A 26,270-nucleotide genomic window follows, 5' to 3' on the forward strand; every position below is an offset into this window, starting at 1 on the left:
TCATAATAAAAACACCCCAAAAGTTAGATTTTTTCTGTCTAACTTTTGGGGTGCAGTTCATTTTCAGTTGTTGCTTTTTATATTTTGTTTAACCTGAGCTAGTAGTGATTGGTCAAACCACCACAAATAGTATCCTTATCAACAATCCTTTCTATCCATTAACTTTTGGATATAGGATATCCTCCTAAGATTTGCTTCCATGAGTTAGATAAGTTGACTATCCTCAATCCTTGTCTGCTTTATTTTCTTTTACGAGATCGTTTTGTGAATCTTTTTCAGAGAGTTTTTGATCGATATACTTGTCAATGTTTTCGTAAAATTCCTTGGTCGTCTCACTATCTAATTTTGTCGAATTATGGACTTGATTGACTTTCAATTGAACAGATTGAATACCGTAAGAGTCTTGTTTTTGGCGAATGGTTTCTAATTCTTCTTCTGAAATCGGATCTCCAACAACTGTCAAGACCAATTCATTGCTACTTGACTTGTAGACTTGATTAATGATCGTATGATTGGCGAACTCTTTTCCTACAAACTGTTTGATCCCTTCTTTTCGTGCTTGATCCATCGTCAGAGTGACTGCTGAATAGCTGGCTGGAAGAACCAATAATACAATCAAGGAGATCAACCCAATTCTCATTTTCATGCTTAGCTCTTTAAATGAACTTAAGGGAGATTGTCTCATCATAATTCTTGTTCCAACAATATTGATTAGCATGATAAAGACACAGTTGATCAAGAAAAGATAGAGAGCCCCAAATAAAAATCGTACATTTCCATTAGCTAAACCATAGCCTGCAGTGCAGATAGGTGGCATCAGAGCTGTTGCAATGGCTACTCCTGGCACGATATTGTTTGCTTCTTTTTTTCTTGAACCAATGACACCTGCTATCCCACCCGCAATAGCAATGAGAACATCCCAAATGGTTGGAGAGGTTCGTGCAATCAATTCGCTACTTGCATAAGATAAGGGAGAAATCCAGAAATATAGAGTCGAGACAAACAAACTGACCAATACTTGAGTAAATAAAACCCCTAGAGATTGCTTGATTAAACGCGTATCAAAAATAGCTAAACCAAACCCCAGTCCAATAATCGGTGTCATAAGAGGGGAAATCAGCATGGCTCCAATAATGACAGCTGTTGAATTCATATTTAGACCTATAGAGGCAATAAAAATCGAACACATCAAAATCACTGTATCTCTTAATCGAACATGAAGGTCATCATATAGTTTCTCGCGGAATTCACGTGTTGAATAGTTTCCGGACATTGGTTACTCCTTTTATTTCATATAATCTTGTTTCTGCATGGATGATGGTAGAGAGACTTCTGTCCAAACTGACATGTTTTTAATTCTTACCTGTGATTCTTTTGAACATTATCTTTTAAATATCCATCAGTCCATCCTGCATATTATATCAAAAATTTTACATTCTTTCTCTGAAGAAATCAATTCATTTAAAAGATAGAGAAAGGAAGAAATTTTTGTCTCCTTATCTGAAGAAGAAAAACGATATCTCCTCTGAAAGTAGATACCGTTTTAATGTTTAAACAGTATGAGTTTGTAGCAGCAATCCTAGCAGATATCGCCAACAAATCACGTGTTGAGAAATAATGAAAAAATAAAAAGATTAAGGATAAAACAATCTAAAAAACCTTCCCTTAGGTGAGTAAGAACGTCAGCGAACTTCTATGAAGTTCCAAAACTCCCGAGTGAGAGTGGGACAGAAATCGGTAATTCGTTAGAATTCGATTTCGTCGTCCCACCTCCGCACAGTTGAGTAGGGCTGTAAAAGCTGATGAAATCAGCGTAGTAGAGCTCACTCAACCACTGCGTCTTGCTCGACAATCCAAAAACAATTAAGAGGCTATGATTTCTGTCCCACTCTCACTTTTCTCACGACGGAAAGTTTTCTAAATATGATTTATTAGCTATAGCAAGTAGGAAATTAACTTTTTTTAGAATCACTCAAGTGATTTTATCTTCTACATATCATTCGTTTTTTCTGAGACTGAGATTTTAACTTCTCGGTCTTTTTTACCCTTTCTTATTGGAAAGTCCAGCAATTGAGTCTCCACATTTCTTCATAAGTTTGATATAATAAGAAGATAGAGATTGATTAGGAAAAGAAGCATTAGAAACAGGTATGTAAGATGAAAAAAATATTAGTAGTTGATGATGAAAAACCAATTTCAGATATTATCAAATTTAACATGGCAAAAGAGGGCTATGAAGTCTTGACAGCCTTTGATGGCCGGGAAGCTTTGGAAGTCTTTGCGGCTGAGAATCCGGATATTATTATTCTAGATTTGATGTTGCCAGAGATTGATGGTCTGGAAGTGGCGCGTACCATTCGCAAGACCAGCAATGTGCCCATCATTGTCCTTTCTGCCAAAGATACAGAATTTGATAAGGTTATCGGACTTGAAATTGGTGCGGATGACTATGTGACCAAACCCTTCTCTAATCGGGAATTGCAAGCGCGTGTGAAGGCCTTGTTGCGTCGTTCGGAGTTTGCGGCTGATCCTCAGCTTGAAAATGAGGCCGATACGGAAATTGTCATTGGTGATCTTCACATTCTTCCAGATGCCTTCTTGGTTCAAAAAGGCAACAAAGAATTGGACTTGACCCATCGTGAGTTTGAATTGCTCTATCACCTTGCGACCCATGTCGGTCAAGTGATGACCCGTGAACACCTTCTTGAGACGGTGTGGGGCTATGATTACTTTGGTGATGTTCGGACAGTGGACGTGACGGTTCGTCGTTTGCGTGAAAAAATCGAGGACACACCAGGACGTCCAGAATATATCTTGACCCGCCGTGGTGTCGGATATTATATGAGAAACAATGATTGATCAACTAAAACAATTTGTAATGTCGTCGAACTTTGTCTTTGTTCTGATTACGGTTGGGTTTATCATTGTGGTAGCCTTGCTTTTGCTAGAAAACCGTAGGGACAATATCAAGCTCAGACAATTAAACGCCAAAATTAAGGATCTGATTGCAGGGGACTATTCCGAAGTGGTCGACATGCAAGGAAGTCCAGAACTGACGGATATGACCAATAGTATCAATGATCTGTCGGAGGTTATTCGCCTGACGCATGAAAACTTGGAACAAGAAACCAAGCGTTTGACCAGTATCCTTTCTTACATGACAGATGGGGTGCTTGCGACCAATAGACGCGGTCAGATCATCATGGTCAATGAAATGGCAGCCAAGCAATTGAATGTTAATCCAGATGAGGTGCTCAATACCAGTATTCTGGATTTGCTTTCGCTTGGAGATGACTATGATCTGCGAAGCTTGATTACTGAAGTACCAGAGTTAACCATCGATTCCCAGGATGAAAACGGGGAGTACCTCAGCCTTCGTGTGCGCTTTGCCTTGATTCGTCGTGAGTCAGGTTTTATCTCTGGTCTGGTAGCTGTCTTGCACGATACGACAGAGCAGGACAAGGAAGAGCGGGAACGTCGTCTCTTTGTCTCTAATGTGAGCCATGAATTGCGGACTCCCTTGACCAGTGTGAAATCCTATCTGGAAGCCCTGGACGATGGCGCTTTGTCAGAGCCGGTAGCACCAGATTTTGTCAAAGTTTCACTCAATGAAACCAATCGCATGATGCGCATGGTCACAGATCTATTGAGCTTGTCACGAATCGATAATGAAACCAGTCAGTTGGACATCGAGTTGACCAACTTTACGGCCTTTATCACCTTTATTTTGAACCGGTTTGATAAGATCAAGAGTCAAGCGCAAGAAGATACCAAGAAGTATGAACTGATCCGGGAATACCCAATCACCCCGATCTGGGTTGAAATTGATACGGATAAAATGACCCAGGTAATCGACAATATCTTGAACAATGCCATCAAGTACTCACCTGATGGTGGAAAGATCAAGGTAGGGATGAAAACGACAGATGCCCAGTTGATTATCTCCATCTCAGATGAGGGCTTGGGGATTCCAAAGAAAGACTTGCCACGCATTTTTGATCGCTTTTACCGAGTGGATAAGGCGCGTAGCCGGGCCCAAGGTGGGACTGGTCTAGGCTTAGCCATTGCTAAGGAGATCGTGAAGCAACACAAAGGCTTTATTTGGGCCAAGAGTGAATATGGCAAGGGATCTACCTTTACCATTGTCTTGCCGTACGACAAAGACGCTATTAAAGACGACTGGGATACAGAAGAGGAAGAATAAGGAGTCAATGACAGAAGAGGGATTTAAGTATAGTATTTTAGCTTCAGGTTCTAGTGGGAATTCTTTCTACCTTGAGACGCCAAAGAAAAAACTGCTTATTGATGCAGGGCTATCAGGGAAAAAGATTACGGGACTATTGGCTGAAATTGATCGCAAACCAGAAGACTTAGATGCCATTTTGATTACGCACGAACACTCAGACCATATCCATGGTGTGGGTGTTTTAGCGCGGAAATATGGCATGGATCTATATGCTAATGAAGCAACTTGGAAGGCTATGGAAGGCACCAAGTATCTAGGGAAAGTTGATGATGCTCAAAAGCACATCTTTGAAATGGGGAAGACCAAGACATTTGGCGATATCGATATCGAAAGTTTTGGGGTCAGTCACGATGCTGCAGCCCCTCAATTCTATCGCTTGATGAAGGATGGCAAGAGCTTCGTCATGCTGACGGATACGGGCTATGTGAGCGATCGCTTGGCAGGTATCGTCGCGGATGCGGATGGCTATCTGATTGAGTCCAACCATGATGTAGAGATCCTTCGAGCAGGTTCTTACGCTTGGCGCTTAAAGCAGCGGATCTTGTCAGACCTAGGCCACCTTTCTAACGAAGACGGTGCGGATGCCATGATCCGAACCTTGGGAAATCGCACCAAGAAGATTTATCTGGGACATTTGTCAAAAGAGAACAATATCAAAGAATTGGCCCATATGACTATGGAGAATCAACTGGCTCGAGCAGATCTAGCTGTTGGCCATGATTTTGAGGTGCTAGATACCTCGCCAGATACCGCGACCCCTTTGACGAAGATATAAGATAGAGAACCACCCGCGGGTGGTTTTTTGATTTCTGATTAAAATCCTTTCATTTAGTGATGAATTTGCTCTTTGCCCTAAATTTGTGTATGATAAGAAAGAGCGAATTCTGAATGAGAGTCACGTTTTGTACAATCAAAGAAGAGGAGAAATGAAAAATGAAAAAGATGATGTTATTACTGGCAAGTTTAGTTGCTTTAACAGCTTGTAGTCAGTCTAAGCAAGATACGAAAGAGTCAACCTCCACTCAAACGGCGAAGGAAACAAAAGTATCAGAGTCTTCTAAAAAAGAAAAAGAATTGAAATTTGTGGTGGCCCCTCAAAATGAAGGAAAGACGTCTGATCTTATTGAGTTAGGGAAGAAATTGGTTAAAGAACATCCTGAAGTTGGTAGCGAGGGGAATATGGCGATCTATTTTACCGGGGCTGTTTCAGATGGCAGGGCGGCACTCATGCTGGTCAATAAGACAGATGTAGATATCAAGAAAGATTTGAACTTTTCAATTACCTGGTCTTATGATGGAAAGGCTATTTTTGAGAATCAAAAGGTTAGCTATTTTATCAAGGATAGTGGGGAATTACCTTCTCATACAGCAACTATAATATTATTGCCATTAAATGAGGAACAACAGAATATTGTGGATGGAATGTCAGATCCATCTAAGATGAAGCTTCTAATGTCAGATGTGAACACTGTAGAGTGATTATGAAACAAGAAACATACAAAGGAGAAGTAAATGCGCCTTGTTTATCTTACGATTGGTTTTATATCATTGGGACTAGGAATTATTGGGATTCCATTGCCAATTTTACCGACAACCCCCTTTTTATTGCTGTCCATGGCTTGCTTTGCTAAAAGTTCCAAACGCTTTGAAACTTGGCTTTACCAAACCAAGCTTTATCAAACCTATGTAGCGGATTACCGAGAGACCAAATCGATTGCCAAAGAACGGAAGAAATGGATCCTTCTTCAGATCTACATTCTGATGGGCATTTCCATCTATCTGGCCCCGATTATTTGGGTGAAGCTTGCTTTAGGAGCTTTGACGATTTTTATCACCTTTTATCTCTTAAAAGTGATTCCCAATAAGCCTGAAAAACCAACAGAAGAACATCCTGAGTAAAAATAGAGAATTCAGGCCCTAGAACTAGGAAAAGAAGTGCGTTCGTGCTTCTTTTTTGGTATCTGAAACTTACAGTGAAGGAAAAAACCAAATGCATGAAATTAATGGCCAACGTTGCTCACGAAATTGAACTGCGAGCGCTTGAATCAAAAATTGAAAAAGAGGTGTAGAAAAAATGGCAAATGAAGTAGAAAAAACAGCCATCAATGAAGTGTTGAGGACTGTTACACTAATTAATAAAAGGTTTGAAGAAATCATTGAATTACAACGTCAACAAGATCTAGCTATTTTTATCTTCGTGGTGTTCTTGATGCAAAAGATCAAGACCCTTAATGCTCGATAAAATAAGACCATTTTCTTTATAATCAGAATCTCGAAAACGTAAAGTATTAGATGTGATCAGATTGTAATCTGAACGTTCTAGCAATGATAAAATTTTATCTAACTTTTGATTTAACTTTTTATCAATAGATTCGAGAGTTGTAGCTTTGTCAAGACGGTTAATAGGCATTTTAAAGTTTTCAAAACTTTGCATTTTAGATTTGAGGTCAACTTTTGATTCTTCGATTCTTGACACATCTGTATCATAAAAAGTAGTACGGGTCGTGATGACATCAAAAGGAAGTTTTCCACCAGATTCTATGATCGGTACAAGCGGAAGCTCTAGCGCTTGTCTAAAACCTAGTTCGTAAAATGCATTTGGATTGTGTTCTGTCATATCCGCAACAACCATATGAGCAGTTTTTAGGTAGTTTATAATCGTTTCATTGATATTGTCTACTGCATTGACATGGTCAACGCGAATCGGTTTATAACCTAAATCTTCGCAAACTGGAGCAATAAGGTATTTATATACTTTGTCAGCCCGTTCTCTTGTGGGAGTACCAGATTCCCCAATTGCGCTTATAATGAAACAAACTTTATCAGACATAAATACTAACCCCAATCGTTTTTAGTTTATTATACCAAATAACGATAGGGAATTAAATAATAAGAAGGTGAAAGAATGAAACCTAAACGATATCCGTATAGCGGAAAAAGAAAAAAGCCTATCGAGGTGTCGATAGACTTACTAACAAGAATTAGCGCTCTTGAAGTAAAAGCAGCCAATTTGGCAAGTCACGAAATATTCAGAATTCCATCTTCACATTCTTCAACTGTATAACCTGCACTTATGCACTCGGAAATAATTTCATCTTTAGGAATTGCATAAAGCGATGGATCTATGTGACAAACCTTATATAATGGATCGCTTAGAATTGTTTGAATGGTGCGATCTAAATCATCCCAGTTATAGTTAGGATAATTCTTTTGAGGTCTAGGTCGTAATTTTGACATAGTGTTTCTCCTTTCCATTGAAATCTTGACTAAAACTGTGAGAGGCCTTAGCCAAGATACATTATAATGTAAAAGCTTTTATTTTTCAATATATAGTGATAAAAAGGATTAAATATGTTGCGCATACACAACATATAGTGTTTAAAATGTAGGAAAAGATTGAACAACAATTAAAATCAAGGGGCTGGTCGGTGTATCGACTAGCTAAAAAGTCAGGTATTTCTCAATCGAATTTTTCTAACTTAAAGGCTGGAAAATTGAAAGAGATGTCTTGGACGAATATGTGCAAATTAGCTGATGCACTAGAGGTCAGCTTGGACGAATTTAGATAGGAGGTGAAAATTACATGGCTAATGCAAATGTTGATATTGTATATGAAATTTATGCAAATAATATTAATGATGCTATCGACGCAAAAAATAAAATCATCGCCAACACGCTTGACGATGAAAAAGTACATATCAATATTAAAACAAGTGGAGATGTTTGAACTGTAGTTCATTATGACAATGGAACTAAAATTAGCGAAACGCACGTAACAGCGCCATTGTAGATTGTCTTATAGTACTTGGAATCTCATCTGTTTTGTTAGATTCATTTAAAGTGTATGACATAGTCAAACCTATATTTGTATCCAGTGTAAAAGTATCTTGGTATACTTTCCTATTGTTATCTCTGTATGAAATCGTGATTTTCGATGATCCTTTAAAATCATCTTCAATATTAGAAGTGAATTTTTGACCAGGAGCAATCATATTTCCTACAAGAGATTTAAAATTATGCTGATTATAGATACCTAGATTCCCATGGACAGTTATGTCGGTAATGTAGGCAGGTGTCTTTCCGAAATTTTTAATAACATAAACTCTTTGTCGGTCCTTTATTTCAAATAAATCGACAAAGACATTTACATATGGCCTAGCCATATCTTCCTCGGCTCGCTTTGTACGATGAAGGGATACAATGTTAAAAAAGAACCCCACTAGAGCAATAACCACAGTTGTATACAATGTCCAAGTTTGGACTTCAAGTTCAGTAAAAGGCATATAAAGCCCTCCTTTCTGTGACTATTATATCAGAAAGGGGTAAAAAATAAGGAGGTTAAGAAATAAAACCTACTATAAGGAATGGGGGTTAAGTTGGTAAGATATAGAAATGCGCCAGTTGAAGAAAGTTAAAATTCATGGAGTAAATTTACAAAACGTGGTATTCAACTTATTTGAGCGATATCCAAACACACCTAAAACATAGTGAATCAACTAACCGTATCTAATGGATATCTAATGGTAATCGTATTAAAATTTTGGTATACTTAAGAGTATGAATTTATTAGAAAGTAGGCTTCCCATGGAGAAATTACAAGCCCTGTTATCGGAACGGTTTCAGATCGTTTTTTCAGATAGCAGTTTATTAGATACAGCTTTTACGCACACCTCTTATGCCAATGAGCACCGCCTCTTAAAAATTTCACATAACGAACGTTTGGAATTTTTAGGAGACGCTGTTCTTCAATTAGTTATTTCCGAATATTTGTATAAGGAACACCCCAACAGACCGGAGGGAGATTTGTCCAAATTCCGTTCTATGATTGTCCGTGAAGAGAGTTTGGCTGGCTTTTCTCGGGATTGCCAATTTGACCATTTCATCAAACTGGGCAAGGGCGAAGAAAAATCTGGTGGTCGGGACCGCGATACGATTCTTGGCGATTTATTTGAAGCCTTTTTAGGTGCTCTTTTACTGGATCAAGGAGTGGAAGCAGTCAAACGCTTTATCTATCAGGTCATGATTCCAAAGGTTGAAACGGGTCAATTTTCTCAAGTCATTGACTACAAGACCCGCTTGCAAGAACTGTTACAGGTTCACGGAGATGTGGAGATCCAATACCAAGTGGTTAGCGAGTCCGGCCCAGCTCATGCCAAAGAGTTTGAAGTAGAAGTGTTCGTGAACGGTCAAACGATGGGACGTGGTCATGGTCGTTCCAAGAAGTTAGCGGAGCAGGAAGCAGCCCGCAATGCAGTTGAAACGAGGAATGATGGGCCATGTATCTAAAAGAGATTGAAATCCAAGGGTTTAAATCCTTTGCGGATAAGACAAAAGTCGTGTTTGACAAAGGAGTCACTGCTGTTGTAGGGCCTAATGGATCTGGAAAATCAAATATCACGGAGAGCTTGCGCTGGGCCCTGGGGGAATCCAGTGTCAAGAGTCTACGTGGGGGCAAGATGCCCGATGTCATCTTTGCAGGGACAGAATCGCGTAAACCGCTGAATTATGCCTGTGTCACAGTTGTCTTAGATAACCAGGATGGTTTTATCCAACAGGCAGGGAAAGAAATTCGTGTCGAACGCCATATTTATCGTTCAGGAGACAGCGAGTACAAGATCGACGGCAAGAAAGTACGTCTCAGAGATGTGCATGATTTGTTCATGGATACGGGATTGGGACGTGATTCTTTCTCTATTATCTCCCAAGGACGGGTAGAGGAGATCTTTAACTCCAAACCGGAAGAACGCCGGGCAATCTTTGAAGAAGCTGCTGGTGTCTTGAAATTTAAGACGCGGCGTAAGGAAACCGAGACCAAACTCAACCAAACCCAGGAGAATTTGGACCGTCTGGAGGACATCCTCTATGAATTAGAAGGACAGATCCAACCTCTTGAAAAGCAAGCGACTGTCGCTCGCCGTTTCTTGGAATTAGACCAAGAACGGCAGATTCTCTTGCTGGATGTTTTAGTTGCTCAAGTCGATTTGACAAAAGAGCTTTACGAGAAGGCTGATCAAGAGGAAAAAGCCATTCAAGAACAGTTGGCCTCTTATTACCAACGTCGTCAGATTTTAGAAGAAGATAACCTCCGCATTAAGAAAGCCCGCCATCAGTTGGATGCAAGTCTAGCTGAGGACCAGGCGAGCTTGCTAGAGGTCACTCGTTTGATTAGCGATTTGGAAAAGCAAATCGAAGTCGCTAAGTTGCAATCGAGTCAAGCAGCCCATAGTCGCAAGGAAAATCTAGAGCGACTGGATGCTGTTTTGGCCCGTCTGGAAGAAGCTAAACAAGAGCTGGCTCAAAAACAAGGGACGCTAGCTGTGCTTCAACAAAGACTGACAGAGAACCGTCAGCAACAAGAAGAGTTGGAAAAAGAATTAGCCAACTACGAAGAAGATCCGGAACAAGTCATTGAGCATCTACGCGAGCAGTATGTCGCGCTCTTGCAGACGGAGGCTGAAAAATCGAATGAGCGGACAGCCATTGAGAGCCGGATCCAAGCACTCCTGCAAGAATCTAGCCATCGTCAAGAGGACTTGACCAAAGCACAAACAAACTTTGAAACTGCCAAGGAAAAAGAAGTCCGACAATTAGAAGAGTTGGAGCAGGCACAAGCGACGGTCAAAGGCCTATTAGCAGAATACCAAGAGCAATTGGTAAAAGTGGAGCAGGCCAAAGCTGCCTACCAAGAGGCTCAAGCGGCCATGTTTGACTTGATGGATGAGAGCAAGAATAAGCGGGCGCGGATCAATAGCTTGGAAGCTATTCAGAAGAACCATAGTAACTTCTATGCAGGAGTCAAGAGCGTTTTGCAAGAAGCAGAACGGTTAGGAGGCATCTGTGGGGCTGTTAGTGAGAATTTGAGTTTCTCAAAAGACTACCAGACGGCGCTTGAAATTGCTCTGGGAGCTAGCAGCCAACAGATCATTGTCGAAGATGAAAAGGCTGCAACGCGAGCGATCGATTTCTTGAAACGCAATCGCTTGGGACGGGCAACTTTCCTTCCGCTCACGACGATCAAAGCTCGTCAACTATCCCCTCGGAATCTAGAATTGATTCAAGCCAGTGCAGGATTTCTAGGAATTGCGAGTGACTTAGTGACCTATGAGCATCGTTTTGAACAGATTTTCCAAAACCTGCTTGGCGTAACGGCCATCTTTGATACGACGGAGCATGCGCGTGAGGCGGCCCGTAAAGTCAACTATCAAGTTCGGATGGTGACCTTGGATGGGACTGAATTGCGGACCGGAGGATCATATGCCGGTGGTGCCAATCGTTCCCAAAATACGGTCTTTGTCAAACCAGAATTGGATAGTTTGAAGCAGGAAATGCAAGCTCTGGATGCTCGTTTGAGAGAAGCAGAGCAGGAGGTCGAGACCAAGGACAATCTGCTCAAGCAGGCGCAAGAATACCTGGCCTCTATTCAAAGCCAAGGTGAGCAAGCGCGTCTAGAGCAACAGCGGGCCCAATTGGCCTACCAACAAAGCCAAGAGCAACTGAAAGAAATTCAGGAACTCTTAGAAGCTTTGAAGTCAGAATTGGCAACAGATGCGACCCAGTCTCTCCAAGAGGAGCTGGAGTCCCTTATTGAGCAATTGGCAGAAATTGAGCTTCAAAAAGAAAATTTGAATCGCGACATTGAAACCATGAAGTCGGACAAAGACGTTCTGCAACAAAAAGTACAAAACTTGCAAGAGCAATTGGCAGAATTGCGACTTCAACAGACGGAATGGTTGAGCCAACAAAGCTACGAGCAAACAGATGCTCGTCGCTTGGAAGAGACGATCTCCCAGTTGGAAGTAGAAGAGCATCAGTTGCAATTGCTGATTGAACAAGGCGAGGCCAAAGTCCAGACAGTTGATGTGGAGCAGCTAGACAACCAATTGACGCAGGCACAAGCCAAGAAAACGGACTTGGAACAAGGGGTCATTCGGAAACGATTTGAGCTGGATGATTTGGAAGGACAGGCCGAAGATGTGGCAGAACAGATGGAACAAGCTCGCAAGAAAAACGAAGAATGGATTCGTCAACAAGCCAAGGCTGAAGCGACACGTGAAAAGCATGCGGATCGTTTGAACAAGATCTTAACGCAAATTACCGATGAATTCATGCAAAGCTTTGACCAAGCCAAAGAGCAGGCCAAACCTGTTGAAAATCTTGCAGCAGCTGAAAACCAGCTCAAGAGCATCGAAAAAGATATTAAGGCACTTGGTCCAGTCAATGTGGATGCGATCGAGCAGTACGACGAGGTGAAGGGGCGCTTTGATTTCCTTTCCAGCCAGCGTGAGGATGTCTTGGCTGCGAAAAATATGCTTCTGTCTACCATCAACGACATGAATGACGAGGTCAAGGAACGCTTTAAATCAACTTTTGAAGCCATTCGTGAATCCTTTAAAGTCACTTTCCGTCAAATGTTTGGTGGGGGTTCTGCTGATTTGATTCTGACAGAGCCAGATCTTCTGACAGCTGGTGTTGAGATTTCTGTGCAGCCACCTGGTAAAAAGATCCAATCCTTAAACCTCATGAGTGGTGGAGAAAAGGCCTTGTCTGCCTTGGCCCTCTTGTTCTCGATTATTCGTGTCAAGACCATTCCATTTGTCATTCTGGATGAGGTAGAGGCTGCCCTAGATGAGGCTAATGTTAAGCGCTTTGGGGATTATCTGAACCGCTTTGATAAGGAAAGCCAATTTATTGTCGTGACGCACCGGAAGGGAACTATGTCGGCTGCAGATTCCATCTATGGGGTGACCATGCAGGAATCTGGGGTTTCTAAAATCGTCTCAGTAAAATTGAAAGACTTAGAAAATGAAGAATAATGATATTAAATTGATTGCTACGGATATGGATGGAACCTTTCTAAATGATCAACATCAGTACGATCAAGACCTTTTACGCAAGGTATTAGCAAGCTGCAAAGAAAAAGGCATTTATTTTGCTGCTGCGAGTGGCCGTGCCCTCCTTTCTCTCAAATCTCTCTTTAAAGGATTTGAGGACCAGATGATTTTCATTGCTGAAAATGGTAGTGTGGTAGAATTTCATGGAGAAGATCTCTACGAAGCGACCATGTCCAAAGACTTTTATTTGGGTGTTTTTGAGGCTTTGAAATCTTCACCTTATGCAGACCCGAATAAGCTTCTTTTGACTGGGAAAAAAGGGAGCTATGTATTAGAAACAGTAGATCCCGACTATCTGGCCTTGAGTCAGCACTACAATGAAAACATTCAAAAAGTGCAAAACCTAGCAGATATTCAGGATGAAATCTTCAAATTGACCACCAACTTTGATGCAGCTCTAGTACTTGAAGGTGAGCAATGGGTCACTGAGAACATCCCCGGTGTCAAAGCGATGACGACAGGTTTTGAATCGATTGATATTGTCCTCGATTATGTCGATAAGGGAGTGGCCATTACCGCCTTAGCGGATAAACTAGGGATCTCGATGGATCAGGTGATGGCTTTCGGGGATAACTTAAATGACCTCCATATGATGCAAGTCGTGGGCCATCCTGTAGCGCCAGAAAATGCACGTCCTGAAATCTTAGCGATTGCTGAAAAAGTCATCGGCCACCATGCGACTGGTTCTGTCCTACGCTACATGGAGGAAATTGTATGAGTAAGATTTCCTTGATTGCGCTGGATTTAGATGGGACCCTTCTCAATTCAGAAAAAAAGATCTCCCCTCGCAATAGAGCAGCCCTCGCTGCTGCACAGGCCCAAGGTGTCAAGGTGGTTCTAACCACTGGTCGGCCCCTGAAAGCCATGGATTTTCTTTTGGAAGAATTGGGAACAGCAGGCCTCAAAGAAGAGTATACGATTACCTTCAATGGTGGCTTAGTGCAGCGAAATAATGGAGAGATTCTCTCAAAAGTTGTCTTGGCACCAGAAGATGTCGCAACCATTCATGATGAAACAGCCCGTCTAGGCCTTCCGCTGGATGCTATCAGTGAGGGAACGGTTTATGAGATTCATGCAGATCGAAAGTCTCTCTATTCCCTTTACAATCCCTACCTGAACTTTATTGAAACTGATTTTAAAGACCTGCCATCCACGATTTCCTACAACAAGTGTGTGACAGCAGTCGATCAAGACTTTTTAGATGCAGCGATAAAGCAGATCAAGCCGGACTTATTTCAAGACTATGAAATTTTTAAATCTCGGGAAATGTTGCTGGAATGGTGCCCTAAAAATGTTCACAAGGCGACAGGTTTAGAGGCACTGGCAGCTATTTTGGGCCTTAAGGCAGATCAAGTCATGGCCTGTGGAGATGAAGCCAATGACCTGTCTATGATCCAGTGGGCTGGACTAGGGGTTGCCATGGGCAATGCGATTCCAGCAGTGAAGGAAGTTGCAGCGCTTGTGGCCCCTGTGACCAATGACCAAGATGCTGTCGCATGGGCGATTGAAAATTATGTGCTAAAGGAGAGTGAATAAATGGGATTATTTGATCGTTTATTTGGAAAAAAAGAAGAAACTGAAAAAGTGCTTCCGTCTTCGGAAGAAGTGACGGAAAGTACTGAGGTTGAAGAAACTGTCAAAGAGGAGCCGGCGGCTACCTTAAATGACAAGGAAGAGCAAAAAATCGCTGATATGGAGGCTTATTACCAAGAGCTCAAAGCGCGAATTGCAGCCACTCATCAACCTATTTCAACCGTTGCTCAAGAAGAGCCGGCAGAGGAACCTCTTGTTGAAGAAATCGTGACTTCAGAGACTCCTGAAGATCAAGAACCAGTAGAGGAGCCTCCAGTTGCCTTTGAACCTGCTCAAACAGAAGCAATTCCTCAAGAAGTTTCACCACTAGCTGATGACACGGAGACTGAGCCTCTTGAAGAAGTGAAAATTGAAGCGGAAGAAACTGAAGATGGTGAGGAAGCTGATGGGGCTAACGGTTCAGAAATGGAAGAAGAGTCACCAATTGCCTCTCCATCATCTGACGCTGAGCTAGTAGAAGAGAGCACGACAGAAGAGGAGGTTCCAGAACTAGTAGAAGCTCAGGATGAGGTTTCAGAACCTGAAGTATCAGAAGCGATCGCTCAAGTGGAGGAAACTTCAGAAGTGGCAGAAGCCGAGTCCAGACTTCCTCAAGGAGAAGCTGCATCAACCGTTGAGGAAAGAACTGTTGAAGAGGCAGAGGAGCCAATTCCAGACGAGGTTGAGCCAGAGCAAGAAACCATTCAGGAAAAATACGATCGTAGCTTGAAAAAGACGCGGACTGGATTTGGAGCGCGCCTCAATGCCTTTTTTGCCAATTTCCGTTCAGTTGATGAAGAATTCTTTGAAGAATTGGAAGAACTCTTGATCATGAGTGACGTTGGGGTTCAAGTGGCCTCTAATTTAACCGAAGAGTTGCGCTATGAAGCCCGTTTGGAAAATGCCAAAAAACCAGATGCTCTCAAGCGCGTGATCATCGAAAAATTGGTGGACTTGTATGAAAAGGATGGCCAATTTAATGAAGCCATTCGTTTTCAAGATGGTCTTACGGTCATGCTCTTTGTTGGGGTCAATGGAGTTGGTAAAACCACATCTATTGGGAAATTAGCCCACCGCTACAAACAAGAAGGCAAGAAAGTCATGTTGGTTGCAGCAGATACTTTCCGTGCAGGAGCAGTGGCTCAACTGGCAGAATGGGGACGCCGTGTAGATGTTCCAGTTGTAACAGGTCCTGAAAAATCAGATCCTGCTAGCGTCGTCTTTGATGGAATGGAACGTGCGATCGCTGAAAACATTGATGTTCTGATGATTGATACAGCTGGTCGTCTGCAAAACAAGGACAACCTCATGGCGGAGCTTGAAAAAATCGGCCGGATTATCAAGCGAGTGGTGCCTGATGCGCCGCATGAAACCTTGCTGGCCCTCGATGCATCGACTGGTCAAAATGCCTTGGTGCAAGCCAAAGAATTTTCAAAAATTACACCTGTGACAGGAATTGTCTTGACCAAGATCGATGGAACAGCTCGAGGTGGGGTTGTTCTTGCCATTCGTGAAGAGTTGGACATTCCAGTGAAGTTGATTGGATTCGGAGAAAAGATTGATGACATTGGACCATTCCATTCAGAAAACTTTATGAGGGGCCTCTTGGAAGGCTTGATTTAAGAGTCGAATAGAAAAAGACAAATTGTTGGAAGAACAATTTGTCTTTTTGTTTCCTTGTGCTGTCAAAAAAACCACCCGAGGGTAGCTTTCCTTAATTCTTAGGTTCAGGTTTCCAAACCCATTCGGCTCCGTATTCTGCAAGGAGATCATCGGATGCAGTTGGTCCCATGGATCCAGACTTATATTCATAGAGCGGTGCTCCATTTTCGGCCCATAGTTTTTCAATCCGATCAATCAATTGCCATGAAGCACGGACTTCGTGCCAGTGGCTGTAATTGGTTGAGTCATTGTTCAAAACGTCGAAAATTAATTTTTCATAAGGCTCTGGTGAAGCCCCAGTTGCGGTCGCATCTGTTTCGTAATCAAAGGAAATCGGTGCGATACTGAATGTTTCTCCGACCTCTTTTCCGTTGATGCTCAATGAGAAACCTTCATTTGGTTGGATATAAATGGTCAAAACATTTGGTTGCAAGCTATGTCCAAAGATGGAGTCAGTTTGCTTGAAGACCACATTGACCATGGTTCCTTTTTGGGTCAAGCGTTTTCCGGTACGGAAGAAGAAAGGCACACCGCGGAAGCGATCGCTATCAACAAAGAACGCCCCAGAAGCATAGGTCTCTGTAGTAGACTCAGGGTCGACATTGGGCTCGCTGCGATAAGAGATATCTTTTTTCCCTTCGATCGTACCTGAATGGTATTGACCACGGATAAAGAATTTCTTTAGTTCGTCCTCTGTTGGGTTGTGCAATTGCTCAAAAACTTTAATCTTCTCTGCCCGAATCGCATCCTTAGTAAAGGTAGCTGGTTTATCCATGGCAAGCAATGACAAAAGCTGAAGGGTATGGTTTTGCACCATATCTCGAAGGGCCCCCGAGTGATCATAGTAGCCACCGCGTTCTTCAACTCCTAAGCGTTCAGCAAAGGTAATTTGGATATTGTCAATAAAGTCTCGGTTCCAAAGATTATCAAAAATAAGATTTCCAAAACGAATGGCAAAGATATTTTGGATCATTTCTTTTCCAAGGTAATGGTCGATCCGGAAGATTTGTTCTTCATCAAAGGTTTCTTCCAATTCCTTGTTGAGCTGACTAGCTGTTTCCAGGTCTGTACCGAAAGGTTTTTCAACGATCAAGCGCTCAAAGCCTTGTCCATCCACAATGCCTTCTGATTTAAGGTGTTTGGCAATGGTTCCAAAAAATTGAGGAGCCATGGACAAGAAGAAGACCTTGTTGTGTTCCGTTTGGTATTTTTCATCCAAGCTATTTTGCAATTCACGCAGAGCGATATAATGTTCGGTATCATTGACATCGTGGCTTTGGTAGTAGAAATGGCTAGCGAATTCTTGAGCTTGTTGAGGGCTATCTGCCAGATCTGTGATGGATTCTACCACGACTGATTCAAAGTATTCCTTGCTCCATGGTCTGCGGGCTGTTCCGATAACCGCAAAGTTTTCAGATAGATTTCCTGATTTATAGAGTCTAAAAAGGGATGGGTAGAGTTTGCGCTTGGCTAAATCTCCACTAGCCCCGAAAATGGTTACAATAACTTTTGAAGACATTTAAGTACCTATTTCCTATTTTATTAACCATATTTTACCATAAAATCTACAAGATTTCTTTGATGGAATCGTTGTTCCGAATATTTTCCGCTTGGATTAGAGGATTTGAGAGGAAAGCATAGTAAAAGCTAGAACCAATGTGGATTCTAGCTTCAATTGCTATAAGCTGTTTGGATCGATTACCGAAGAAACTTGGTGACTCCATCAGAATACGCGGTAGACATAAGGATTATCTGGTTGTGTAATGGTTTGACAATCCGTAATGTGGAGGACAGGCAAGCTTTGCTTGAGCTGTTTGTGGTATTCAATGGACAAGGTTCCTTTAGCGTGGATCCAAGTATTGTTTTCGAAATGCTGCGGAGCACCCGTCGTTAAGAGACCGTAGACGCCAGAATCTGCGATACAGTGGATGATCCCAAAGCGAAAGAGAAATTGGCTATCCTTGTTATTGGGGTCATTGTATACAAAGCCGGTCAGCTCGATCGTCTTTCCTGCAAATTGGTCAGGATAATCATAAATAACTTCCATGACTTCCATATAATTCTCAGTGGTCACCTGGATCACTTTTTTATCAACATATTTCTTTGCCGCCTGCTTCATTTCTGACTCATAGGCAGATTTGGTAAAATAGCTACTAGTATCTGGTTTGAGATACTGGGTTGTTGTCCCTTCGTCCTGCTGGATTTCCTTGGAAGATCCAGCCGCAACCGGGAAGTGATAACCTTTTGCAGAGACTGTTTGGGAATCCAGTGTCACTGTAGGGAAAAATAGCCCGACAAACAAAGGAATACAGAGCAAGAAAATACTCGCCACTTTTGCCCAGAAGCCAGAGAGATGACTGTGGATCTTCATCTGCTTGACCCAGATGATCAGCTGCACAAGAGCTAAAACAAAGGACAAGAACATGGAAATATAAGCCAAGTAAGAATAGTGTAAGTTGATGTATTGATTGAGCTTACCAGATAATTGCAGGTACATGGTGAGCTCAAAATAGCCAGCTAATATCAAGAAACGAATCATAGCACTACCCCCACAAACCAAGCATAAAGGAGCACAACTCCACTCACAATTCCGATAAATTGCCAGATAAAACGGGCCTTGAGATAATTTTTCATCATGAGGAGATTTTTGACATCAAGCATAGGCCCAATCACCAAAAAGGCAAGAACCGGCGCTACTCCAAAACTTGTTAGAAGAGAGGATCCAACGAAGGCGTCCGCCTCGCTACAAAGTGAGAGGAGAAAGGACAAGACCATGAGAAGGAGAATAGCAATAACCGGTGTCGCACTGATCGAAGTGAGGATCCGTGTTGGGACATAGACTTGGACGAGGCTGGCAAAGAGGCAACCAAATACCAGGTAACGTCCCGTATCAAAGATTTCATCAATGGCTTGTACCAAGACTTGGAAGAGCTTTTGACCTTTGCTCAAGTCCCTAAAATCATGTTCATGTACAGCCTTACGATGTTCTTTTTGGATCGAATCTGTCTGAATAAAACCAAGAAAGATCCCTAGTACCGTTGCGACCAGTAGGGAACCAAGGGCGCGGTAGAGGGCCATCTTGACAGAATTCCCAAAGGCTGAGTAGGTCGCAAAGAGAACGATAGGATTGATGACAGGTGCTGTCACCAGAAAGGGAACAGCAGTATAACTTGGAACTTTCTTTTCTAGAAAGCGATTGATAATGGGAACAATCCCACATTCACAGGAAGGAAAGATAAAGCCGATAAAAGTCCCAAAGAAGATCCGCCCAAATTTATTTTTGGGAAGAAAGCGGTAGACCCTTTCGGGTGTGATATAGACCTCAATAATCCCTGAAATGATACTTCCGATTAGGACAAACGGAAGGGCCTCGATAATAATCGAGAGAAAAATAGCCCCAGCCTGCAAGACGCTAGAGGGAAGGTGTTGAAAGAATGTCATTACTTAACCTTCTTTGTTTCTTTAGTTGTAGCAGTTTCTGCCTTCTTTTTTTCTTCGGGGAATTCGACTGTTTTTTCTACATCTGGAAAACTTGCAAAGTTTTCAAACATTTTATCAAGATCATCTGTTTTTGAGAATTTAATAGCCATTGTTGGGCCTCCTTTTTATTTTCTTTCATTATAACAAAAAGGAAAGAGCAAGGGGGAAATGGAGCATAAAAGGAAAGAACATGAGGGTCAAAATTATTCTAAGAAAAATCCCTGAAACAGAGACTAGAACAGGCGATCTCACCCCTTGATGGTAGCAAAATATGCTATAATAGAAGCTATGGATAAATATGAAAAAATAGCCCAGGAATTGGGTGTTAGCTTAAAACAAATCGATACTGTATTGAGTCTGACCGCAGAAGGCTCAACCATTCCTTTTATTGCCCGCTATCGAAAAGATATGACGGGAAATTTAGATGAAGTAGCGATCAAGGCCATTATTGACCGGGACAAATCCTTAACGGCTCTAGCCGAACGAAAGGAAACCGTCCTTGCTAAGATTGAGGAACAAGGCAAACTGACAGAGGAGCTCAAGCAGGCTATTGAAGCTGCTGAAAAATTAGCGGATGTCGAAGAACTTTATCTCCCTTATAAGGAAAAACGACGGACCAAGGCGACGATTGCTCGAGAAGCAGGACTTTTCCCCTTGGCACGTCTTATTTTGCAAAATAGTCCAGACTTGGAAGCAGAGGCTCAGAAATTTACCTGTGAGGCCTTCCCAACTGAAACAGCGGCTTTGGCTGGTGCAGTGGATATTCTGGTAGAAGCTATTTCAGAGGATACTCAATTACGGGCCCTCACCTATCAAGAAATTCATGGGCATTCCCTCATGACATCAACCTTGAAGGATGAAAGTTTAGATCCTAAGAGAACCTTTGAAATCTACTATGATTTTTCTGAAAAGATCAAGAATATGCAAGGCTACCGGACTCTAGCTCTCAATCGTGGGGAAAAATTGGGCGTTCTCAAAGTCGGATTCGAGCACCATTTGGATCGGATCATTCGTATTTTTGAGGCTCGTTTTAAAACCAAAAATGCCTATGTGGATGAGGTTATTCAACAAGCGGTTAAGAAAAAAATCGTTCCTGCGATTGAACGTCGGATTCGGACAGAGTTGACGGAGGTGGCAGAAGACGGAGCCATTCAATTGTTCTCTGAAAATCTACGGAATCTATTGCTCATTCCTCCATTAAAAGGGCGCGTGGTCCTTGGATTTGACCCAGCCTTTCGGACCGGTGCTAAACTAGCCGTTGTCGATGAGACAGGAAAGATGCTTGCCACCCAGGTCATCTATCCAGTTGCTCCTGCAAAACCAGCTCAGATCGAGCAGGCTAAAAAGGAACTGTCTTCCTTGATCAAGGAGTTCGGAGTAGAAATTATTGCGATTGGAAATGGAACCGCCAGCCGTGAAAGTGAGGCCTTTGTCGCAGAGGTGCTTCATGACCATCCAGGAGTTCGCTATGTTATTGTCAATGAAAGCGGAGCCTCTGTCTACTCAGCTAGTGAGTTGGCCCGTCATGAGTTCCCAGAGCTAACCGTTGAAAAACGCTCGGCCATCTCCATTGCCCGCCGCTTGCAAGATCCGCTAGCAGAATTGGTGAAAATCGATGCCAAATCCATCGGTGTCGGTCAATACCAACACGATGTCAATCAGAAAAAACTGACAGAAAGCTTGGATTTCGTGGTAGATACTGTCGTCAACCAAGTTGGGGTCAATATCAATACGGCTAGTCCCTCTCTCTTAGCCCATGTAGCAGGACTCAATAAAACCATCTCTGAAAATATTGTGAAATACCGGGAAGAAGAAGGAATGATTCTTTCACGAGCACAGATTAAAAAAGTCCCTCGTCTCGGCGCCAAGGCTTTCGAGCAAGCGGCTGGATTCTTACGCATTCCTGAAAGTAAAAATATCTTGGATAATACCGGCGTTCACCCTGAAAGTTACAAGGAAGTTGAAAAACTTTTTCAACTTCTTGAAATTACCGACCTCGATGCATCCGCTCAGGAAAAATTAAAAGCTGTGAACATAAAGGAGATGTCTACTCAGCTGGATCTGGGACCAGAAACCCTGAAAGATATCATTGCGGATCTTCTAAAACCAGGTCGCGATTTGCGGGATTCCTTTGATGCACCCGTGCTCCGTCAGGATGTCTTGGATATTAAAGACCTGCATATTGGCCAAAAATTAGAAGGGGTTGTGCGCAATGTGGTTGACTTTGGAGCCTTTGTCGATATTGGCATTCACGAAGATGGCTTGATTCATATCTCCCATATGAGTAAGCAGTTTATTAAGCATCCAAGCCAGGTCGTCTCAGTAGGTGATTTGGTAACCGTTTGGGTGAAGAAGATTGATGTGGAACGCGAAAAAGTCAATCTCAGTTTGGTAGCTCCGAATGAATCTGACTGAGTATGTACGCCAAGTATCCCTAGAAGATTTTGGGAGAGAATTCCGTCATCGAGCAGAGTGGAATTCACGTCTTCAAACCACTGGAGGTCGTTTCTTTCCCAAGGATCGACACCTTGATTTCAATCCGAAAATATACCAAGTTTTCGGGGTAGAGGTCTTTCGCAAAATCGTACGCCACGAGCTCTGCCATTACCATCTTTACGATCAAGGTAAAGGCTATCGCCACAAAGATCTAGCCTTTAAGCAACTCCTCCAGCAAGTGGACGGTCTTCGTTTCACACCTCCTCTACCAGATAGAACTGGGCGAGTCAAGCGGATCTATCTCTATCAATGTCCCCATTGTGGCCAAGAGTATAGACGAAAGCGAAAAATCGATCTGAAGAAATATGCCTGCGGTCGCTGTCGCAGTCGCCTGCAATTTCTTGAAATGAGACAAGTGTAAGAATCAGTCTTTAGGCGGATCTCTTTCCAGTTCGACTCTGCTAAAATAGGTCTAACTAGAAAGAGGAAAATCAAATGACAGCATCATTTTACAAATTAAAACGACATCGCCTGGTTTCAGGTGTGCTAGCTGGCTTAGCTGATAAATTTGGTCTGAGTGTAACTCTCCTACGCTTCTTGTTTATTCTTTTTACGGTTTCTCATGCCTTTATCGGTGTGATTATCTATTTACTGTTAGATACGACCTTGCCTTATAAGGACGAGGAGGAGCAGGAAATGTTTGACTATGGCCCTCGACCTCGTCGAAGAAAAGAGGCCGAACCCATCCATGATCAGAATGATAGTCCATTTTTCTAAAAGGAGATTTGAGTGAAGCAGAAGTTCTATTCCCTTGCTTTTATTCTATATCTCTTCTTCAGTTTTATAGGACAGTTTTTCATTTTAAATCGTTTTTTTAGTGAAGGAGTTGGAACAGTTTTGATCGGAATGCTCCTTTTTCCACTGGGCATTTGGAATAGTCTCTTCTACCTCTTGTTTCTGCCAACAGAAATGGCTAGAAAGCCACAAATTTATCGGTTTTCGATTTTATTTCTGCCGGTTTTGTATCTGGTTTTCTCCTTGTTGGGGGGAGGACCTGCCGTCTTTATGCTCGGATTGATCGCATTCCCTTCAAATGCGGTGGTCTATGCGGTCTCTACCGGAATCAAATCCATGATTACAGATTACTTGCATGGTGAAGGCTAGATCATTCTTCATATGTTCCCATCATTTCCTAGAGGTTGGAGACCTTTGTCTTCGCCTCTTTTTGCTTGCCTTAAAAAGGAGTTGAAAATGGATCTTTCAAATGACACTTCAGGCTCTCGTCTGAAGAGAAAATCTGCTATAATAGAGAGAGAATTTGAAAAGGGAGAATGATATGGCAGTTACTGTTCGCGATATACAGGAAAAGCTTCGTCTATCGGTTGTTTATGGGGATGATAAACTCCTAAGCAAGGAAATTACGACTGCGGACATTTCACGTCCAGGTCTTGAAATGACGGGCTATTTCGACTATTACACACCTGAGCGGATTCAGCTTGTAGGAATGAAAGAATGGTCCTACTTGGTGAAGATGAGCTCTCACAACCGTCATCAGGTCCTGCGCAAGATGTTCCAGCCAGAGACACCTGTCATCATTGTTGCGAGGAATTTAGAAATTCCAGAAGAAATGTTGCGAGCTGCTGAAGAGAAGCAACTAGCCATTTTGAAGAGCAATGTTGCAACCAGTCGTTTATCTGGAGAGCTTTCTAGCTATTTGGATAGTCGGCTAGCAGAACGTACGAGTGTACACGGTGTTCTGATGGATATTTATGGGATGGGTGTCTTGATCCAAGGAGATAGCGGAATCGGAAAAAGCGAGACAGGTCTGGAACTTGTCAAGCGGGGGCACCGCCTCGTAGCAGATGACCGAGTCGATATCTATGCGAGAGATGAGATGACTCTTTGGGGAGAGCCAGCTGAAATCCTACGCCACTTACTAGAGATCCGTGGTGTAGGGATTATCGATGTCATGAGTCTCTACGGAGCCAGTGCTGTCAAGGATTCTTCACAAGTCCAAATCGCTGTTTACTTGGAAAATTATGCTAAGGATCAGGTCTATGATCGTCTTGGTAATAATGCAGAAGAGTTGGAAATCGGTGGCGTGACCATTCCTCGGATTCGCATCCCTGTGAAGACTGGTCGGAACATTTCGGTCGTGATCGAAGCAGCAGCTATGAATGTTCGGGCTAAAGAAATGGGCTATGATGCCACCAAAACCTTTGAAGAACGTTTGTCCCAGTTGATTAGTCAAAATGAGGTGAAGGAATGAATCCAGTAGCCCTTCAATTAGGTCCGATCAGTATTCGTTGGTACGCAATTTGTATTGTCTCTGGCTTGATTCTAGCCGTTTATCTTTCTATGAAAGAAGCGCCCCGTAAAAAAATTGATCCAGATGCTATCATTGATTTCATTTTGATTGCCTTTCCGCTTGCGATTGTGGGGGCCAGACTCTATTACGTTTTTTTCGAATGGGGTTACTATAGCCAGCATCTTAGTGAGATTTTTGCGATCTGGAACGGAGGAATCGCGATTTATGGTGGCCTCTTGACAGGTGCCCTTGTCCTCTATCTATTCTCTCGTAGACGTTTGATTGAACCGATTGACTTTTTAGATATTGCGGCCCCAAGCGTCATGATTGCACAGAGTATTGGGCGATGGGGGAACTTCTTTAACCAGGAAGCTTATGGAGCTGCTGTTAAAAGTCTTAACTACCTGCCCTCTTTTATTCGAGACCAAATGTATATAGATGGCAGTTACCGTCAGCCAACCTTCTTATATGAATCCAGTTGGAATCTGCTAGGTTTTCTCTTGATCTTGATTCTTCGTAGGAAGCCACAATTTTTGCGACAAGGTGAGATCACAGCCTTTTACCTTATCTGGTATGGTTTTGGTCGGATGATCATCGAAGGAATGCGGACAGATAGCCTGATGTTTGCGGGCTTACGTGTTTCCCAGTGGTTGTCGATGATCCTGATTCTAGTTGGACTCGCCATCATCATCTACCAACGTCGCAAAAAAGCCCCTTATTATGTAGAAACAAAGGAGTAACATATGTTTATTGAAATTGCATACGGCCTCTTAGGCCTTGCCTTAGTAGCGCTTGTCATTTATATGATTTTTTTCCTCTCAAAGATTGGAAAAGTTGTAGATGAGACGCAAAAAACCATCCAAGTTTTGACATCAGATGTCAATGTTACCTTGCATCAGACCAATGATCTATTGGCAAAAGTCAATGTTTTAACGGATGATTTGAATCAAAAAGTTGCAACGATTGATCCACTCTTTACAGCCGTGGCGGATCTTTCAGAGTCAGTATCAGATTTGAATGATCAAGCCCGTCAATTGAGTGTCAAAGCAGTGTCAGCTGGTGGAAAAACAGTGAAAGCCTCTATCGGATTAAAAGCGATTAAGATGGCTTCAAAATTATTTAAATAGAATCGAGGAAGAATATGGGACGTTTATCTAGTTTATTAATTGGTGTGATTTCAGGTGCTTCAGCAGCCTACTATTTATCAACTGAGCAAGGAAAGAAAGTCACTAAAAAAGTGGTGCGCTTCGTAAAAGATTATCAAGAAGATCCTCAAGAAGTACATGAATCGGTGAAACAAACTGCTAAGGATGTTTCAAAACAAGCAGCAGAAGTGATCCAACAAACCAAAGAAAAAGTTGGTTCTGGAGAAATTACGACAGGAACTGTTTTGGAGTCTGTCAAAGAAAAGACGCAAGATGTGGTTGAAAAATCTCAAGAAGTCTATCACTCATTTAAGGATAAACTTCAAAAAGAAAAACTAAGTGGTAATGACTTGGTTCAATCCATTCGCAAACAAACAGAATCAGAAGACATCGTGTTAGAATTGGATGAAAAAGATTCTGAAGAAGTAGCTGAAGAAGAAACAAAAGAAGCATAAAAAAGAGAGTGGGACAGAAATCGGTAATTCGTTAGAATTCGATTTCGTCGTCCCACCTCCGCACAGTTGAGTAGG

Annotated in this window: 28 protein-coding genes; 20 read left to right on the top strand and 8 right to left on the bottom strand. The window is 42.3% G+C overall.

Features of this window, described 5'->3' with window-relative positions; genetic code table 11:
* Nucleotides 1–223: 223 nt before the first annotated feature.
* Nucleotides 224–1,273 (bottom strand): DUF389 domain-containing protein, encoded by a 1,050-nt coding sequence (locus ADH92_RS04310; protein ID WP_049497362.1) that lies wholly within the window; start codon nucleotides 1,271–1,273, stop codon nucleotides 224–226.
* 884 nt (nucleotides 1,274–2,157) lie between these two features.
* Here ADH92_RS04310 and yycF point away from each other — a divergent pair.
* From yycF to ADH92_RS04335, 5 genes are all read left to right on the top strand, one after another.
* Entirely contained in the window at nucleotides 2,158–2,859 is a 702-nt protein-coding gene (yycF, locus tag ADH92_RS04315) for a response regulator YycF (RefSeq protein ID WP_003008151.1), read from the top strand.
* Nucleotides 2,852–4,204, top strand: a complete 1,353-nt coding sequence (gene vicK, locus ADH92_RS04320; RefSeq protein ID WP_049497363.1) for a cell wall metabolism sensor histidine kinase VicK — start codon at nucleotides 2,852–2,854, stop codon at nucleotides 4,202–4,204. The genes yycF and vicK overlap by 8 nt, the downstream gene beginning before the upstream one ends.
* 7 nt (nucleotides 4,205–4,211) lie before the next feature.
* Nucleotides 4,212–5,021, top strand: a complete 810-nt coding sequence (locus tag ADH92_RS04325) for an MBL fold metallo-hydrolase (protein WP_049475139.1) — start codon at nucleotides 4,212–4,214, stop codon at nucleotides 5,019–5,021.
* 158 nt (nucleotides 5,022–5,179) lie between these two features.
* Nucleotides 5,180–5,725, top strand: coding sequence for a putative periplasmic lipoprotein (locus ADH92_RS04330; RefSeq protein WP_049497366.1), 546 nt, complete (start codon nucleotides 5,180–5,182; stop codon nucleotides 5,723–5,725).
* Between the two features lie 33 nt (nucleotides 5,726–5,758).
* Nucleotides 5,759–6,145: a YbaN family protein gene (locus tag ADH92_RS04335; protein ID WP_049497368.1), complete on the top strand. Its 387-nt coding sequence runs from the start codon at nucleotides 5,759–5,761 to the stop codon at nucleotides 6,143–6,145.
* Between the two features lie 280 nt (nucleotides 6,146–6,425).
* On the opposite strand, the gene ADH92_RS04340 is transcribed toward ADH92_RS04335, so the two are convergent.
* Both ADH92_RS04340 and ADH92_RS04345 read right to left on the bottom strand, forming a co-directional pair.
* Nucleotides 6,426–7,076, bottom strand: coding sequence for a hypothetical protein (locus tag ADH92_RS04340; protein ID WP_049497370.1), 651 nt, complete (start codon nucleotides 7,074–7,076; stop codon nucleotides 6,426–6,428).
* 188 nt (nucleotides 7,077–7,264) lie between these two features.
* Nucleotides 7,265–7,483, bottom strand: coding sequence for a hypothetical protein (locus ADH92_RS04345; RefSeq protein ID WP_049497371.1), 219 nt, complete (start codon nucleotides 7,481–7,483; stop codon nucleotides 7,265–7,267).
* A gap of 158 nt (nucleotides 7,484–7,641) precedes the next feature.
* On the opposite strand from ADH92_RS04345, the gene ADH92_RS04350 reads away from it, so the two are divergent.
* Both ADH92_RS04350 and ADH92_RS11275 read left to right on the top strand, forming a co-directional pair.
* Complete coding sequence (locus tag ADH92_RS04350; RefSeq protein ID WP_049497373.1) at nucleotides 7,642–7,815, top strand: helix-turn-helix domain-containing protein; 174 nt, start codon at nucleotides 7,642–7,644, stop codon at nucleotides 7,813–7,815.
* Between the two features lie 14 nt (nucleotides 7,816–7,829).
* Nucleotides 7,830–7,973: a hypothetical protein gene (locus ADH92_RS11275; protein WP_173018772.1), complete on the top strand. Its 144-nt coding sequence runs from the start codon at nucleotides 7,830–7,832 to the stop codon at nucleotides 7,971–7,973.
* 31 nt (nucleotides 7,974–8,004) lie between these two features.
* Here the strand turns inward: ADH92_RS11275 and ADH92_RS04355 are convergent, their stop codons facing one another.
* A complete protein-coding gene (locus tag ADH92_RS04355) occupies nucleotides 8,005–8,529 on the bottom strand; it encodes a hypothetical protein (RefSeq protein ID WP_049497375.1) in 525 nt (174 codons plus the stop codon).
* 301 nt (nucleotides 8,530–8,830) lie between these two features.
* On the opposite strand from ADH92_RS04355, the gene rnc reads away from it, so the two are divergent.
* Genes rnc through ftsY form a run of 5 tightly spaced genes read left to right on the top strand, consistent with a single transcriptional unit; the run spans nucleotide 8,831 to nucleotide 16,332 of the window.
* Entirely contained in the window at nucleotides 8,831–9,532 is a 702-nt protein-coding gene (gene rnc, locus ADH92_RS04360) for a ribonuclease III (RefSeq protein ID WP_049497378.1), read from the top strand.
* A complete protein-coding gene (gene smc, locus ADH92_RS04365; protein WP_049497380.1) occupies nucleotides 9,523–13,059 on the top strand; it encodes a chromosome segregation protein SMC in 3,537 nt (1,178 codons plus the stop codon). Before rnc ends, smc begins: the two co-directional genes overlap by 10 nt.
* Nucleotides 13,049–13,855 (top strand): Cof-type HAD-IIB family hydrolase, encoded by an 807-nt coding sequence (locus tag ADH92_RS04370; protein ID WP_049497382.1) that lies wholly within the window; start codon nucleotides 13,049–13,051, stop codon nucleotides 13,853–13,855. Before smc ends, ADH92_RS04370 begins: the two co-directional genes overlap by 11 nt.
* Nucleotides 13,852–14,673 (top strand): Cof-type HAD-IIB family hydrolase, encoded by an 822-nt coding sequence (locus tag ADH92_RS04375; RefSeq protein WP_024054729.1) that lies wholly within the window; start codon nucleotides 13,852–13,854, stop codon nucleotides 14,671–14,673. The genes ADH92_RS04370 and ADH92_RS04375 overlap by 4 nt, the downstream gene beginning before the upstream one ends.
* Nucleotides 14,674–16,332, top strand: coding sequence for a signal recognition particle-docking protein FtsY (ftsY, locus tag ADH92_RS04380; protein ID WP_049497384.1), 1,659 nt, complete (start codon nucleotides 14,674–14,676; stop codon nucleotides 16,330–16,332). It begins immediately after the preceding gene.
* A gap of 91 nt (nucleotides 16,333–16,423) precedes the next feature.
* Here the strand turns inward: ftsY and zwf are convergent, their stop codons facing one another.
* The 4 genes from zwf to ADH92_RS11280 form a co-directional block, all read right to left on the bottom strand.
* Nucleotides 16,424–17,890, bottom strand: coding sequence for a glucose-6-phosphate dehydrogenase (zwf, locus tag ADH92_RS04385; protein ID WP_049497386.1), 1,467 nt, complete (start codon nucleotides 17,888–17,890; stop codon nucleotides 16,424–16,426).
* A 204-nt stretch (nucleotides 17,891–18,094) separates the two neighbouring features.
* Entirely contained in the window at nucleotides 18,095–18,910 is an 816-nt protein-coding gene (locus ADH92_RS04390; protein WP_003008127.1) for a TIGR03943 family putative permease subunit, read from the bottom strand.
* Nucleotides 18,907–19,812, bottom strand: coding sequence for a permease (locus ADH92_RS04395; RefSeq protein ID WP_049497388.1), 906 nt, complete (start codon nucleotides 19,810–19,812; stop codon nucleotides 18,907–18,909). Before ADH92_RS04395 ends, ADH92_RS04390 begins: the two co-directional genes overlap by 4 nt.
* Entirely contained in the window at nucleotides 19,812–19,961 is a 150-nt protein-coding gene (locus ADH92_RS11280) for an SPJ_0845 family protein (RefSeq protein ID WP_192832650.1), read from the bottom strand. Before ADH92_RS11280 ends, ADH92_RS04395 begins: the two co-directional genes overlap by 1 nt.
* 148 nt (nucleotides 19,962–20,109) lie before the next feature.
* On the opposite strand from ADH92_RS11280, the gene ADH92_RS04400 reads away from it, so the two are divergent.
* The 8 genes from ADH92_RS04400 (at nucleotide 20,110) to ADH92_RS04435 (ending at nucleotide 26,195) form a co-directional block, all read left to right on the top strand.
* On the top strand, nucleotides 20,110–22,266 hold the full coding sequence (locus ADH92_RS04400; protein ID WP_192832651.1) for a Tex family protein: 2,157 nt from the start codon (nucleotides 20,110–20,112) through the stop codon (nucleotides 22,264–22,266).
* A complete protein-coding gene (locus ADH92_RS10555; RefSeq protein WP_080978961.1) occupies nucleotides 22,253–22,708 on the top strand; it encodes a SprT family protein in 456 nt (151 codons plus the stop codon). The genes ADH92_RS04400 and ADH92_RS10555 overlap by 14 nt, the downstream gene beginning before the upstream one ends.
* Nucleotides 22,709–22,782: 74 nt before the next feature.
* On the top strand, nucleotides 22,783–23,064 hold the full coding sequence (locus ADH92_RS04405) for a PspC domain-containing protein (RefSeq protein ID WP_013903896.1): 282 nt from the start codon (nucleotides 22,783–22,785) through the stop codon (nucleotides 23,062–23,064).
* A 120-nt stretch (nucleotides 23,065–23,184) separates the two neighbouring features.
* Nucleotides 23,185–23,451 (top strand): hypothetical protein, encoded by a 267-nt coding sequence (locus tag ADH92_RS04410; RefSeq protein ID WP_239681847.1) that lies wholly within the window; start codon nucleotides 23,185–23,187, stop codon nucleotides 23,449–23,451.
* A 172-nt stretch (nucleotides 23,452–23,623) separates the two neighbouring features.
* Nucleotides 23,624–24,556 (top strand): HPr(Ser) kinase/phosphatase, encoded by a 933-nt coding sequence (gene hprK / locus ADH92_RS04420; RefSeq protein WP_049497393.1) that lies wholly within the window; start codon nucleotides 23,624–23,626, stop codon nucleotides 24,554–24,556.
* Nucleotides 24,553–25,335 (top strand): prolipoprotein diacylglyceryl transferase, encoded by a 783-nt coding sequence (lgt, locus tag ADH92_RS04425; protein WP_049497395.1) that lies wholly within the window; start codon nucleotides 24,553–24,555, stop codon nucleotides 25,333–25,335. The genes hprK and lgt overlap by 4 nt, the downstream gene beginning before the upstream one ends.
* 3 nt (nucleotides 25,336–25,338) lie before the next feature.
* Nucleotides 25,339–25,722 carry a DUF948 domain-containing protein gene (locus ADH92_RS04430; protein WP_013903891.1) on the top strand — a complete coding sequence of 128 codons (384 nt, stop codon included), beginning with the start codon at nucleotides 25,339–25,341 and terminating at the stop codon, nucleotides 25,720–25,722.
* A 14-nt stretch (nucleotides 25,723–25,736) separates the two neighbouring features.
* Nucleotides 25,737–26,195, top strand: coding sequence for a YtxH domain-containing protein (locus ADH92_RS04435; RefSeq protein ID WP_049497397.1), 459 nt, complete (start codon nucleotides 25,737–25,739; stop codon nucleotides 26,193–26,195).
* The last annotated feature ends 75 nt before the right edge of the window (nucleotides 26,196–26,270 follow it).

It is taken from the genome of Streptococcus parasanguinis (assembly GCF_001073155.1).
Taxonomy (GTDB): domain Bacteria; phylum Bacillota; class Bacilli; order Lactobacillales; family Streptococcaceae; genus Streptococcus; species Streptococcus parasanguinis_D.

Bases quoted from the DNA above. Each gene is read 5' to 3' on its own strand.
- ADH92_RS04310 (WP_049497362.1), bottom strand. From the start codon at position 1,273: ATGTCCGGAAACTATTCAACACGTGAATTCCGCGAGAAACTATATGAT.
- yycF (WP_003008151.1), top strand. From the start codon at position 2,158: ATGAAAAAAATATTAGTAGTTGATGATGAAAAACCAATTTCAGATATT.
- vicK (WP_049497363.1), top strand. From the start codon at position 2,852: ATGATTGATCAACTAAAACAATTTGTAATGTCGTCGAACTTTGTCTTT.
- ADH92_RS04325 (WP_049475139.1), top strand. From the start codon at position 4,212: ATGACAGAAGAGGGATTTAAGTATAGTATTTTAGCTTCAGGTTCTAGT.
- ADH92_RS04330 (WP_049497366.1), top strand. From the start codon at position 5,180: ATGAAAAAGATGATGTTATTACTGGCAAGTTTAGTTGCTTTAACAGCT.
- ADH92_RS04335 (WP_049497368.1), top strand. From the start codon at position 5,759: ATGCGCCTTGTTTATCTTACGATTGGTTTTATATCATTGGGACTAGGA.
- ADH92_RS04340 (WP_049497370.1), bottom strand. From the start codon at position 7,076: ATGTCTGATAAAGTTTGTTTCATTATAAGCGCAATTGGGGAATCTGGT.
- ADH92_RS04345 (WP_049497371.1), bottom strand. From the start codon at position 7,483: ATGTCAAAATTACGACCTAGACCTCAAAAGAATTATCCTAACTATAAC.
- ADH92_RS11275 (WP_173018772.1), top strand. From the start codon at position 7,830: ATGGCTAATGCAAATGTTGATATTGTATATGAAATTTATGCAAATAAT.
- ADH92_RS04355 (WP_049497375.1), bottom strand. From the start codon at position 8,529: ATGCCTTTTACTGAACTTGAAGTCCAAACTTGGACATTGTATACAACT.
- rnc (WP_049497378.1), top strand. From the start codon at position 8,831: ATGGAGAAATTACAAGCCCTGTTATCGGAACGGTTTCAGATCGTTTTT.
- smc (WP_049497380.1), top strand. From the start codon at position 9,523: ATGTATCTAAAAGAGATTGAAATCCAAGGGTTTAAATCCTTTGCGGAT.
- ADH92_RS04370 (WP_049497382.1), top strand. From the start codon at position 13,049: ATGAAGAATAATGATATTAAATTGATTGCTACGGATATGGATGGAACC.
- ADH92_RS04375 (WP_024054729.1), top strand. From the start codon at position 13,852: ATGAGTAAGATTTCCTTGATTGCGCTGGATTTAGATGGGACCCTTCTC.
- ftsY (WP_049497384.1), top strand. From the start codon at position 14,674: ATGGGATTATTTGATCGTTTATTTGGAAAAAAAGAAGAAACTGAAAAA.
- zwf (WP_049497386.1), bottom strand. From the start codon at position 17,890: ATGTCTTCAAAAGTTATTGTAACCATTTTCGGGGCTAGTGGAGATTTA.
- ADH92_RS04390 (WP_003008127.1), bottom strand. From the start codon at position 18,910: ATGATTCGTTTCTTGATATTAGCTGGCTATTTTGAGCTCACCATGTAC.
- ADH92_RS04395 (WP_049497388.1), bottom strand. From the start codon at position 19,812: ATGACATTCTTTCAACACCTTCCCTCTAGCGTCTTGCAGGCTGGGGCT.
- ADH92_RS11280 (WP_192832650.1), bottom strand. From the start codon at position 19,961: ATGGCTATTAAATTCTCAAAAACAGATGATCTTGATAAAATGTTTGAA.
- ADH92_RS04400 (WP_192832651.1), top strand. From the start codon at position 20,110: ATGGTAGCAAAATATGCTATAATAGAAGCTATGGATAAATATGAAAAA.
- ADH92_RS10555 (WP_080978961.1), top strand. From the start codon at position 22,253: ATGAATCTGACTGAGTATGTACGCCAAGTATCCCTAGAAGATTTTGGG.
- ADH92_RS04405 (WP_013903896.1), top strand. From the start codon at position 22,783: ATGACAGCATCATTTTACAAATTAAAACGACATCGCCTGGTTTCAGGT.
- hprK (WP_049497393.1), top strand. From the start codon at position 23,624: ATGGCAGTTACTGTTCGCGATATACAGGAAAAGCTTCGTCTATCGGTT.
- lgt (WP_049497395.1), top strand. From the start codon at position 24,553: ATGAATCCAGTAGCCCTTCAATTAGGTCCGATCAGTATTCGTTGGTAC.
- ADH92_RS04430 (WP_013903891.1), top strand. From the start codon at position 25,339: ATGTTTATTGAAATTGCATACGGCCTCTTAGGCCTTGCCTTAGTAGCG.
- ADH92_RS04435 (WP_049497397.1), top strand. From the start codon at position 25,737: ATGGGACGTTTATCTAGTTTATTAATTGGTGTGATTTCAGGTGCTTCA.